Origin of the sequence: Agrobacterium sp. CGMCC 11546 (assembly GCF_013365515.1) — a bacterium.
Lineage (GTDB): Bacteria > Pseudomonadota > Alphaproteobacteria > Rhizobiales > Rhizobiaceae > Agrobacterium > Agrobacterium fabrum.
On record NZ_CP047388.1, the window covers coordinates 1,813,944 to 1,826,052 of the forward strand.

The 12,109-nt window shown below is 58.7% G+C and carries 11 protein-coding genes; 6 read left to right on the forward strand and 5 right to left on the reverse strand.

The window, feature by feature from the left end; genetic code table 11:
- The first annotated feature begins 114 nt into the window (after window positions 1-114).
- The 6 genes from GSF67_RS22850 to GSF67_RS22875 all read left to right on the forward strand — a co-directional run bounded on the left by GSF67_RS22850 (window position 115) and on the right by GSF67_RS22875 (window position 6,882).
- Complete coding sequence (locus tag GSF67_RS22850) at window positions 115-1,044, forward strand: transcriptional regulator (RefSeq protein ID WP_006311907.1); 930 nt, start codon at window positions 115-117, stop codon at window positions 1,042-1,044.
- A gap of 120 nt (window positions 1,045-1,164) precedes the next feature.
- Window positions 1,165-2,676 carry an alpha-N-arabinofuranosidase gene (locus GSF67_RS22855; RefSeq protein ID WP_006311908.1) on the forward strand — a complete coding sequence of 504 codons (1,512 nt, stop codon included), beginning with the start codon at window positions 1,165-1,167 and terminating at the stop codon, window positions 2,674-2,676.
- Between the two features lie 7 nt (window positions 2,677-2,683).
- Window positions 2,684-3,757, forward strand: coding sequence for an ABC transporter ATP-binding protein (locus GSF67_RS22860; RefSeq protein WP_006311909.1), 1,074 nt, complete (start codon window positions 2,684-2,686; stop codon window positions 3,755-3,757).
- 72 nt (window positions 3,758-3,829) lie between these two features.
- Window positions 3,830-5,104 (forward strand): extracellular solute-binding protein, encoded by a 1,275-nt coding sequence (locus tag GSF67_RS22865; RefSeq protein ID WP_006311910.1) that lies wholly within the window; start codon window positions 3,830-3,832, stop codon window positions 5,102-5,104.
- 69 nt (window positions 5,105-5,173) lie between these two features.
- Window positions 5,174-6,058, forward strand: a complete 885-nt coding sequence (locus GSF67_RS22870) for a carbohydrate ABC transporter permease (RefSeq protein ID WP_006311911.1) — start codon at window positions 5,174-5,176, stop codon at window positions 6,056-6,058.
- Window positions 6,055-6,882, forward strand: a complete 828-nt coding sequence (locus GSF67_RS22875; RefSeq protein ID WP_006311912.1) for a carbohydrate ABC transporter permease — start codon at window positions 6,055-6,057, stop codon at window positions 6,880-6,882. Before GSF67_RS22870 ends, GSF67_RS22875 begins: the two co-directional genes overlap by 4 nt.
- 71 nt (window positions 6,883-6,953) lie before the next feature.
- Here the strand turns inward: GSF67_RS22875 and GSF67_RS22880 are convergent, their stop codons facing one another.
- From GSF67_RS22880 to GSF67_RS22900, 5 genes are all read right to left on the reverse strand, one after another.
- Window positions 6,954-8,075 (reverse strand): sn-glycerol-3-phosphate import ATP-binding protein UgpC, encoded by a 1,122-nt coding sequence (locus GSF67_RS22880; RefSeq protein ID WP_006311913.1) that lies wholly within the window; start codon window positions 8,073-8,075, stop codon window positions 6,954-6,956.
- A 31-nt stretch (window positions 8,076-8,106) separates the two neighbouring features.
- A complete protein-coding gene (locus GSF67_RS22885) occupies window positions 8,107-8,991 on the reverse strand; it encodes an ABC transporter permease subunit (RefSeq protein WP_006311914.1) in 885 nt (294 codons plus the stop codon).
- 7 nt (window positions 8,992-8,998) lie between these two features.
- The gene (locus GSF67_RS22890; protein ID WP_006311915.1) at window positions 8,999-9,889 is read right to left on the reverse strand and encodes a carbohydrate ABC transporter permease; all 891 of its coding nucleotides are present in this window, start codon (window positions 9,887-9,889) and stop codon (window positions 8,999-9,001) included.
- A gap of 82 nt (window positions 9,890-9,971) precedes the next feature.
- Window positions 9,972-11,315 (reverse strand): extracellular solute-binding protein, encoded by a 1,344-nt coding sequence (locus GSF67_RS22895; RefSeq protein ID WP_006311916.1) that lies wholly within the window; start codon window positions 11,313-11,315, stop codon window positions 9,972-9,974.
- A gap of 260 nt (window positions 11,316-11,575) precedes the next feature.
- Window positions 11,576-12,049 (reverse strand): VOC family protein, encoded by a 474-nt coding sequence (locus tag GSF67_RS22900; RefSeq protein ID WP_006311917.1) that lies wholly within the window; start codon window positions 12,047-12,049, stop codon window positions 11,576-11,578.
- Between the last annotated feature and the right edge of the window lie 60 nt (window positions 12,050-12,109).

A 12,109-nucleotide genomic window follows, 5' to 3' on the forward strand; every position in this document is an offset into this window, starting at 1 on the left:
GATGGGCGGCGCTTTGCGCCCTCTGCTACGGCTTTATCACAAACAGGACTGGACAAGGGTAGGGCATTTAAGCCAGAAATTCTGATCTGGATCGATAAATCTGAAGATTAGACCATGGCGCCCAATTTCCTCCTCGTTGATGCTGAAAAAGAATTCGATGTGCTGAAGGCGGCCGCGTCGCTGATCCGCGTGCAGATATTGAAGTTGCTGCATGAGGCCAATGGCCTGAACGTCAACGAGATCGCCCAGAGGCTGGCGCTGCCGCAATCCACCGTATCGGCCGGCGTGGCGGTTCTCGAAGAGGCGGGGTTGTTGCGAACGGAGACGCGCAAGGCGCGCAAGGGCAGCCAGAAAATTTGCTTCGCCACCTGCGACGAGCTTATCGTTTCCTTCCGAAAACCGGAGACGCCAGCGGCTTCCAACTACATTGCAGTGGCGATGCCGCTCGGTCTTTATACGCAGAGTTCGGTCACTGCACCCTGCGGCATCTGCTCGCCGGAGGGTATCATCGGGCTGCTGGATGTGCCCGACACATTCATGGATCCGGACCGCATGAAGACGGCGCTGCTGTGGCTGACCTCGGGTTTCGTGGAGTATCAGTTCCCCAATAATGCCAAGATTCAGGGCCGGAACGTCGAGGAAATCGAGTTTTCGATGGAAGTGAGTTCCGAGGTGCCGGGAACCCACAGCAACTGGCCGTCCGATATCACGCTGTCCGTGAACGGCAAGGAAATAGGTGTCTGGACCTCGCCGGGCGACTTCGGCGACAAGCGGGGCGTCTTTACGCCGGACTGGTGGAAACTGTCCGGTTCCCAATATGGCATGCTGAAAACATGGCGTATCACCCCCCAGGGAACCTATGTCGACGGAACGCGGATTTCGGATGTCACGCTTGCGGATATTGATCTCGCAAGCCACCGTTCCATCCGGTTGCGCATCGAGGTCAAGGCCGATGCAAAACATCCCGGCGGGTTGAATATATTCGGCCGCGGTTTCGGCAATTACGATCAGGACATCGTCCTGCGTCTGCGAACGGCCGTCTGATCCAGCAAATTTAATAAGTATGATTTTAGCGGTTGACAGGCGCGGATTCTCTCGGCAACTATATTATGAAATATGGTTTATATCATATTTTAAGATATAAATGCGCAGGGAGGAGAGCCTATGAAAGCGCGGGTTTCAGTCCACCGGGACTTCCGGATTGGGCGTATCGACGATCGCCTATATTCCGCCTTCATCGAACATATGGGGCGTGCGATCTATGGCGGGATTTACGAGCCCGGCCATCCGCAGGCGGATGCGAACGGCTTTCGCAAGGACGTCCTGAAATTCGTGCAGGACCTGAAAATCCCGGCCATCCGTTATCCCGGCGGCAACTTCGTGTCTGCCTATCGCTGGGAAGACGGTATCGGCCCGCGCGACCAGCGTCCCATCCGTCTCGACCTTGCCTGGCGTTCGAAGGAAACCAACCAGATCGGCATCAACGAATTTGCCGACTGGGCGCAGATGGCCGGCATCGAGATGATGCTTGCCGTCAATCTCGGTTCCCGTGGCCTGGATGATGCCCGCAACTTTCTCGAATATGTGAATTTTCCAGGCGGTACAGCGCTCAGCGATCTGCGCCGCAGCCACGGCACCGAAAAGCCGCACGGCGTGAAAATGTGGTGCCTCGGCAACGAGATGGACGGCCCCTGGCAGATCGGCCACAAAACGGCAGTGGAATATGGCCGTCTGGCCAACGAAACCGCCAAGGCCTTCAAGGGCTTCGATCCCACCATTGAAGCGATCGTCTGCGGCAGTTCCAATGACGGCATGCCGACCTATCCCGAATGGGAGCGCGAGGTGCTGGAGGAGTGCTACGAGAATGTCGATCACATCTCGCTGCACAAATATTTCGGCAATAACAGCCGCGACACGCTGAATTATTTCGGCAAGATCGAGGAAACCGGGCGTTACATCCAGACCATTGCCGGTGTCATCGATTACGTGAAGGCGAAGAAGCGCGCCAAGAACGACGTGTCCATCTGCTTTGACGAATGGAATGTCTGGTATCACATCCGCGAAGACGACGGCAAACGCATCAAGAGCTGGGACTGGCCGGAAGCGCCGGCGCTGCTGGAAGAGACTTACAACTTCGAGGATGCGCTGTTTGTCGCCGGCCTGCTCAACGAATTCATCCGCCGTTCGGATCGCGTGCGCATCGCCTGCATCGCCCAGCTCGTCAATGTCATCGCTCCCATCCGGGCGGAAAAGAACGGGCCCGCCTGGCGCCAGACGATCTATTACCCCTATCAGTTCGCCTCGCTTTATGGCCGTGGCGTTGCGCTGAATGTCGCGGTCGATTGCCCGACGTATGATTGCAACGCGGCCGATGACGTCAAATATCTCGACGTCGCCGGTGTTTATGATGAAGCCGAAGGCATGGTGACGCTGTTCGTCCTCAACCGGCATCTCACCGAGGCGGCCGATATCAATGTCGGCCTCACCGGGTTCTCGTCGGCCACGCTCGACCTGCATCTTGCCATGGCGGGATATGACCTGCGCGTGGGTAACGGTCCGGATCAGCCGGATCGCGTCGTGCCGGTGCCGGGCAGCGGCGTTGGTGTCGAGGATGGGGCGCTGAAGGGTTCCGTGCCGGCACTGTCCTATCATGTGCTGCGGCTGAAGGTTCAGTGAGGCGGCCATGGGTGTCCGTCTCAACAATATAGCCAAGTCCTTCGGATCCTTCGCAGCGATCCGGGATGTCTCGATGGAAATCCCGACCGGCAGCTTTGCGGTCTTTGTCGGGCCTTCCGGTTGTGGCAAATCCACGCTGCTGCGCATGATCGCCGGTCTTGAGGAGACCAGCGGCGGCCGCATCGCCATTGATGACCGTGATGTCACGGCCGTCGAACCGGCCGAACGCGGCGTCGCCATGGTGTTCCAGAACTATGCGCTTTATCCACATCTCAGCGTGTTCGAGAACATGGCTTTCAGCCTGCGGCTTGCCCGCAGGCCGAAAGCCGAGGTGAATGAAAGGGTGGGCGAAGCTGCGCGCATCCTGCAGCTTGAAGACCATCTCCACAAAAAACCGTCGCAGCTTTCGGGCGGGCAGCGGCAGCGCGTGGCGATCGGCCGCGCCATCGTGCGGCAGCCGAAGGTCTTCCTTTTCGATGAGCCGCTGTCCAACCTCGATGCGGAGCTGCGCGTCCAGATGCGGCTGGAACTGACGCGTCTTCACCGCAAGCTCGGCGCCACGATGATCTATGTCACGCATGACCAGGTGGAGGCCATGACGCTTGCGGACAAGATTTTCGTGCTGAAGGGCGGCGTCGTGCAGCAGGCGGGTGCGCCGCTCACCCTTTATGACGATCCGGATAACCGGTTCGTGGCCGGCTTCATCGGCTCGCCGGCGATGAACTTCCTGCAGGCGGAGATTGTCGAACAGCGAAATGGTGTCGTGACGCTTTCACTCGATGGCGGCCAGAGACATCTCGAAGCGCGGCTTTCGCAGCCTGTTTCCGTTGGCCAGCGGGTCGAAATCGGCGTTCGGCCAGAGCATCTGACGATCGCGCAGGAGGGCGCCCTGCCTGTCAATGTCGAGGTGGCGGAGGAGCTGGGGGATGTTTCCTATCTCTACACACGCGCGACCTCCGGCAAGGAAATCATCGTGCAACGACAGGGCTCGCGCGAAAGTCTCGATGGCCGGTCCGTCCTGCTGAGCGCCTCGCCCGACCACATCATGGTTTTCGATAGCGACGGTAAAAGATTGCGATAGGCGCGAGGAGGCGCCTTTCGATGCAGCAGACCGCCCCCAGGGGTGTTTCCACATAAACGGGAGGAGTGAACGATGCGACTGATCAAGACATTGCTTGTGGGCACGGTTCTGGGTTTGACCGCCCTGCCGGCGCTGGCCAAACAGGATATCGTCTGGTGGGATTTTCTGTCCGGCGGTGACGGCGTGCGCATGAAGGCGCTGATCGATGCCTTCAACAAGGAGCACCCGGATATCCAGGTCAAGGGAACAACGCTGGAATGGGGCGTGCCCTTCTATACCAAGGTGCGGACCGCCTCTGCCGTCGGGGAGGGCCCCGATGTCATGACCTATCACCTGTCGCGCGCGCCGCTTGCCCTGCAGGAAAAGGTGCTGAGCGAGATTACCGACAAGGACCTTGAGGAGGCCGGCCTGAAGAAGGACGATTTCTTCAGTGCGCCGCTCGAGGCGGCCACTCATGATGGCAAGCTTTATGCCGTGCCTTTCGATATTCACGCGCTTGTTCTTTATTACAACGCCGATCTTCTCAAAGGCTCGCCCTATCTCGATGCCGAAGGCAAGCTCACCGGCATCAAGTCAATGGATGATTTCGAAAAGGCGCTGGCCTGGGCGAAAGAAAAGGGCGTCCAGACGCCGGTCACCTATCAGTCCGGCGGCGAAGCCGGTGTCTGGCGCGTCTTCTATACATTGTTCTCGCAACAGGGCGGCGAACTGGTTACCAATGGCGAGGTGCTGGCAGGCGACAATGCCGAGAAAGCCGCAAAAGCGATCGACACCATGTCGAAATGGCGCGAAAACGGCTGGGCGCCGGAACAGGCCGAATATCCGGCCTCCGTTGCACTCTTCTCCGCCGGAAAATCCGCCTTCCAGCTGAACGGCGTCTGGGAAGTGCCGACTTACAAGGATCTCGAGAAAAACGGCAAGCTGGGCTTCAAGTGGAGCGCGGTCGAGGTGCCGCCCTTCATGGGCAAACGCGCCACCTGGGCGGATTCGCACGCCTTTGCCATTCCCAACCAGGGTGACAAGACCGTTTCCGGCGAGAAGCGCGCTGCCGTGATGAAAGTGATCGGCTGGATGGAAAAACACGCCATCAGCTGGGCCGATGCCGGTCATATCCCGGCCTATAAATCGATCACTGAAAGCAGTGACTACAAGGCGATGCAGCCGAATGCCACCTATGCGTCGCTCGCGGAAGCGGCGGAGTTCGATCCGAAAACCACGATCACCGGTGTTGCCTCGCCCGCCTATGATGCCGCTCTCAATGTCATCGCTCCGGCGATTCAGGGCTTCATGAGCGGCACGGATGCGGTGGCGCAGATCAAGGAAGAGCTCCAAAGCAAGCTGAAGTAACAGGAAACCAACCCTCCGGTCTCGGGCCGGAGGGGTGCCCTGCAATGCGTAATGTCCCGGAGACCGTTCATGGCTATGATTGAAAACCGGCGCAAGAAATCGCTGATCGCGCTGTCGATGGTGACGCCGTTCATCGTGGTCTTCGCCACTTTTTTCCTTTATCCGCTGATCGAGATGGTGCGCATCAGCTTCACCGATGCACCCTTGATCGGTGAGGGCAACTGGGTGGGGTTTGCGAACTACACAAAGCTGCTAAGCGACCGCCTCTTTGTGACCTCTTTGAAAAACAACGGCTATTTCGTGCTTTTGACCGTTGTTCCGACGACCGTCATCGCCCTGACGATCGCGCTCGCCGTCAGCCGCCTGTCGGGCGTGAAGCAGACGATCGCCATGAGCCTCTTCTTCCTGCCCTATGTGCTGCCGGTTTCTGTCGTCACTGAAATCTGGGCGTGGATGCTCGATCTGCAGTTCGGTATTCTCCAGCCAGTGATCTCGCTGATTGCCGGAAAGCCGGTCGCGGTCTTCAAGAATCCCTATTGGGTGATGCCGATGGTCGCCGTGGTCACCATCTGGTGGACGAACGGCTTTAATGTGCTGCTCTTCATAGCCGGATTGCGCAATATTCCGACCGAGCTTTATGAGGCTGCCTCTCTCGATGGCGCAACGACCTGGCAGCGCTTCTGGCGGGTGACCTGGCCGCTTCTCTGGCCCGTCACGGCACTGGTTCTCACCCTGCAATTGATCCTGCAGCTGAAGATATTCGATCAGATCTATCTCCTGAGCGGCGGTGGTCCCTTCAATTCCAGCTTTGTGCTTCTGCTCAAGGTCTATCGCGAGGCGTTCCAGTTGAACAATGGTGGTTACGCTTCCGCCGTTTCCACCGTGCTGTTCCTGCTGATCGTCATCGTTTCCATTCTCCAGTTCCAGTTGCTGCGCATCCGGAGGAACTCATGAGCCTCACCAGAAGACTAGAAAACATTATCCTGACTGCGCTGACCTTTTCTGCGGCACTGGTCTGGATTTTCCCGCTCTACTGGACATTTGTGACGTCCATCCGTTCGGATGAGAATGTCGCGGGCAATACATCGCTGATCCCCGATGAATTCCGGCTGAGCGCCTATGTCAGCGCCATCTTCAATACGAAGTTGATGAACTGGTATATCAATTCCGTCGGCACGGCGGCGATCGTCACCGTATCGGTGCTCCTGATTTCGATGTTGTGTGCCTATGCGCTGTCGCAAATCCGCTTTCCGGGCAGGCGACTGCTTTACGGTATCGTGCTGGCGAGTTTCATGGTGCCGGCGCAAACGCTTGTGGTCACCCAGTTCATCCTGATGAAGAACCTCAACCTCATCAACACCTGGGCGGGCATCATCCTGCCGCAACTCATCACGCCCATCGTCATCATCGTCTACAAACAGTTCTTCGACAGCGTGCCGAAGGAGATGCGCGAGGCTGTGGTTCTGGATGGTGGCGGCGAATACACCATTCTTTTCAAGGCCTATCTGCCATTGAACTGGGGTATCACCACCGCCATGGCAATCGTGACGTTCATCACGGTGTGGAACGCCTTCTTCTGGCCATTCCTCGTCGTCACCTCGGAAAACATGATGACGATCCCTGTTGGCATCACCCAGGTAAACGACACCTTCGGCGTCGCTTATGCGCGGCTGATGGCTATCGCCATGCTGGCGGCGCTACCGGTCATCATCGCCTATGTCGTCTTCCAGCGACGCGTCACGGAAGCGATCATGATTTCGTCAGGCGTGAAAGGGTGACGGTCACTCGATTGCTTGTCCGGCGCGGGCAGAGATTTTCTAAACCGCGACGGACATATCTTGCACCCGCCTCAAACCGCGAGCAGCGTCTCGTTCTTGCTTCGGGCAGTCTCCGCCGTTCCCTCCGTTTCGATCCGCTTGCCGGTGGCCGGGTCGAAGAAATGGAGATGGGCGGTGGGAAGATCGAGATGGATGCGCTGGCCGGGTTTTACCAGGAGATCCTCACCGATGGCGGCAGAGAAGGTTTCGCCGGCTATGTCCGCATGCACGATGCGACCGGAGCCAAGTTCTTCGACGAAATCCACGATAGCAGGCACGCCGGGGCCATCCATACTCACCACGCATTGTTCCGGGCGGATGCCGACCGTCACATTGCGGCCGCGCAGTTCCAGCGCGGTTTCCGGGAAGAGTTTCACCGGCGTGCCGGAGAGCATCACGGCAGGGGTCTCCACTTCCACCTTTGTGGTGAAAAGGTTCATGGCGGGTGAGCCGATGAAGGAGGCGACAAAGGTGCTGGCCGGGCGGTGATAGATATCGAGCGGATGGCCGACCTGCTCGACATTGCCCTTGTTCATCACCACCAGCCGGTCGGCCAGCGTCATGGCTTCCACCTGGTCATGGGTGACGAAAATGGAGGTGGCCGAGAGGCGCTGGTGCAGCTTGCGGATTTCAGCGCGCATGGATACGCGCAGCTTGGCATCGAGGTTGGACAGCGGCTCGTCGAACAGAAACACGGCGGGTTCGCGGATGATGGCGCGGGCCATGGCCACGCGCTGGCGCTGGCCGCCGGAAAGGGCGGCCGGCTTGCGTTCCAGATAGTCGGACAGGCCGACAATCTTGGCGGTCTCCTCGATGCGGCGCTGGCGCTCGGCCTTTGGAACGCCGGCGACCTTCAGCGCATAACCGATATTGGCGGCCACCGACATATGCGGATAAAGCGCATAATTCTGGAACACCATGGCGCAGCCGCGCTCACGCGGCTCCAGCGTGTTGACCACGCGCCCGCCAATGGCGATCTCGCCCGAGGTGATCTCCTCCAGGCCGGCGATCATGCGCAGAAGCGTGGATTTGCCGCAGCCCGAAGGGCCGAGGATGACGACGAATTCGCCGGAGTCGAAAGAAAGATCCACCCCGTGCAGGGTCGGCGTCTTGCCATAGGATTTGCGGACCTGACGAATATCGATCTGAGCCATGATAGAAAACCTTGTTGTTGAAAGCCGCGCGTCACTTGTCGGACGAGACGAGGCCACGGACGAACCAGCGTTGCAGGAAGGCTACGACGAAAAGCGGCGGCAGGATGATGATGAGGGAACCGGCGAGCGTCACGTTCCAGTCCGGCGTGCCGTCATCGGCGGGCAAAAGCGCCCGGAGCGACATCATCACCGTCTTGTAGGAAGGGTCGGTGACCATCAGCAGCGGCCACAGATACTGGTTCCAGGCATAAACGAACATGATGGTGGTGAGTGCCAGCATGTTGGTGCGCGAGAGCGGCAGCAACATGTCGACGAAGAAACGTGCGGCGCCCGAGCCGTCCATGCGGGCCGCTTCGGCCAGTTCGTCCGGGATCGTCATGAAGAACTGCCGGTAGAGAAAGGTGCCGGTGGCGGTGGCGACAAGCGGCAGGGTCAGGCCGGCATAGGAGTTCAGGAGGTTCCATTCCAGCGTCATCTCGATGCCGAACAGGCCGAGAATGGAGCGGAGCGGCTGGAAAACATCGGCGGCGACCGAATAGGTCGGGACCACGCGCACTTCGAGCGGCAGCATCAGGGTGATGAAGACCGTCCAGAAGAACAGATGTTTCAGCGGCGAGCGGAAGAAGACGATGGCGAAGGCGGTGAAGGCGGACAGCGCCACCTTGCCGATGGTCACCAGCGTCGCCATGATCAGGCTGTTCCAGAGGGCGTTGCCAAGATTGGCGCGTGCCCAGGCGGTCTGCGCATTGGCGAGGAATTCGCCTTGCGGCATGAAGCTGAACGGCACGCTGTTGACCTGCTGAACAGACTGGCTCGCGCCGGAAATGACGACGAGGAAGGGGCCGATGAGCAGGAGAAAGCCCGCCACCATGATCGCGTAGGTCAGGGCGTCGGCATAGGGTGTGCGCTGGATCATCGCCGCCTCACTTGTAGTGGACTTGCCGCTCAACGAAGCGGAACTGAATGAAGGTGAAGACCATGATGAGGCCGATGAGGACGAGGCTCTGGGCCGAGGCGCCGGAGTAGTTCAGCCCCTCGAAGGCCTCGCTGACGATGCGATAGACCATCACTTCCGTGGCGTGGTTTGGACCACCCTCGGTCGTGGAGGCGACGATGCCGAATGTATCGGCGCCGACGAAACCCTCGGTCATCATGATGACGGTCAGGAAGAACAGGGTAGGCGCAAGCAGCGGCACCTGGATGTCGATGGCGCGGCGGATCGGCCCGGAACCATCCATGGCGGCGGCCTCGGTCAGCGAGCGCGGCACCGATTGCAGTCCGGCGAACAGGAAGATGAAGGTGTAGCCCGCCCATTTCCAGATGAAGATGACAATGATGAGGGCCAGCGCATGTTCATTATATTTGGCCGGGTTCCAGATATCGGGCCACCAGGCGTTCAGTGAGGCGGCGAGACCGCGTTCCGGTGACAGGATGAAGCGGAAGGCCATGCCCGCGGCGGGACCGGCAATCGCATAGGGCAGGATATAAAGTACCCGGAAGAAACCTGAACCGGGAAGCTGGCGATCGACTGCAAGGGCCAGCACGAGGCCGATGAGAATGGCAAAAAACGGTCCGACGATGGCGAAGGTCAGGCTCGTGACGATCGATTGCCAGTAAAGCGGATCGCCGAAGGTCTCCACGAAATTGGCGAGGCCGACAAATTCCGCCGGGCCGCCGAAGGGCGGTTCGAGGGTGAATGCCCATTTCAGTACCGCGACAACCGGCCAATAGAAGAACAGAAGGATGAGCAGGAACTGCGGCAGGGCGAAGAGCACTGGCAGCCATGTGCTTTTGAAAACGGTACGTTTTTCCATTGGAGACCGGCAATGTTCGAGATTGAGGCGGGCCTGCCCGGAGGATGTCCGGACAGGCCTTATGACGGCAATGAAAACGGGCTTAGTTCAGCTTGGCGCCTTCATAGGTCTTTTCGAAGCGGCGCAGACCGGCATTGGAGCGCTCCACGGCCTTGTCGAGTTCGGCCTGGATATCGGCGTTCTGCATGAAGATGGCTTCAAGCGAGGTCGCGACTTCCTTGCGGATCTGCGTGAAGCCGCCGAGGCGGATACCGCGGGTATATTCGGAAGGCGGTGTAAAGGTCAGGCTTTCGATTGCCTTTTCGCGACCTTTGTAGGGAGCCTTGTCGTAAAAACCGTTGGCCTTCATGGCGTCAAAACCGGTCTTGGTGACGGGGATGTAGCCGGTGACCGTTGACCACCACTCAACCATGTCAGGCTGGGCGATGAAGTTCAGGAATGCGGCGGCACCCTTGTATTCGGCATCCGGACGACCGGCCATGACCCACAGCGAAGCGCCGCCGACCAGCGAATTGTGACGCTCTGTGCCCTTCCAGATCGGCAGCATGACGACGTCCCACTTCACGCCCTGCGGCATGCCCTTGCCGACGGTACCGTGGTTGGCGATCGAGGTCATGAACATCTGGCAGGTCTGCGAGGTGAAGGCGGGCAAAATGTCCATGCCGAGCTGCTTGGTCTTGACGACGAACAGCTTCTCGTCCTGCATCTTCTTGAAGAATTTGACCTGGTCGACGAACTTGGTCTTGTTGATCGTCAGTTCGGCGTCGAGACCCTGATAGCCGTTGGCCTTGGTGGCGATCGGCTGATTGTGGATGGCGGAGAACTGCTCCATCAGCATCCAGGTGTCGAAGTTGAAGGCGAGCGGGCATTCGAAACCAGCGGCTTTAAGCTTCTTCGAAGCCTCCTCAACCTCTTCCCAGGTGTCGGGCTTGAAGGTGATGCCAGCTTTTTCGAAGGCATCGACATTATAATAAAAGACGGCGGTGGAGGAATTATAGGGGAAGGAATTCAGCTCGCCCGAGGCCGTGGCGTAATAATTGGCGATGCCGGGGAAATAATTGTTCCAGTCGATCTTGTAGCCATTGTCGGCCATCAGCTTTTTGGCGGGAACGAAGGCCTTGGACAGCATCATATCCAACGTGCCGGCGTCGTAAATCTGGGTGATGGCGGGCTGTTTCTTGGCGCGATAGGCAGCAATGGTGTTCTGCAGGGTGGATTCGTAATCGTTCTGCGAGGTGCAGACGATCTCGAAATCGGCCTGGGTATCGTTGAACTTCTTGCAGGTTTCCTGAACGCGCTCGCCGAGATCGCCGGAAAGGCCGTACCAGAATTCGAACTTGGTCTTTTCTGCGTGGGCAGCCGTTGCGCCGAAAGCGGCGGCGACGGCAATGCCGGCCACGAAGGAAGTCAGAGCGGAAGATTTCATGAGTTGAGCCCCGTTAATGGAATGATGGCCTGCTCGGCAAGGACATCACGTCCCCGGCACGACGCCACCGGCTCTGCTAACAGCCGTCTTTGACGGCTCGCTTACATTTTGTTGAACGTTTTGTGATGACTGGCCGCGCAGGGCATTCTGCGCGGCTGCAAATGTGCCTTAAATCCTAGAAATAGAATTTTTTATTTAGTTTTCAGTCACTTGCGATTTTTGCTTAACTTCGCTACTTGCTGCTGAGTCGGTCGTCCGCGTCAACCACGACGTGCGGCCTCGATGGCGGCGACGTCGATTTTCTTCATATCCATCATCGCGTCGAAGGCGCGTTTGGCCTCTGCGCCACCGGCAGCCATGGCGTCCATCAGCACGCGTGGCGTGATCTGCCAGGAGACCCCCCATTTGTCCTTGCACCATCCGCAGGCGCTTTCTTCACCGCCATTGCCGACGATGGCGTTCCAGTAACGGTCGGTTTCTTCCTGGTCTTCGGTCGATATCTGGAACGAGAAAGCCTCGCTGTGCTTGAAGGTCGGTCCGCCGTTGAGGCCGATGCAGGAAACCCCGGCTACGGTGAATTGCACGGTCAGCACATCGCCCTTCTTGCCGGAGTGAAAATCGCTCGGCGCATGATGCACGGCGGTCACGGCGCTATCGGGAAAGGTCTCGGCATAAAATCTGGCGGCAGCCTCCGCGTCCTTGTCGTACCAGATACAGATCGTGTTCTTTTCCATGTGCATGATCCTCCCAAAGTTGAAATTTTTCCAGGCCGGTGGAATTCAATGGCCGATTGC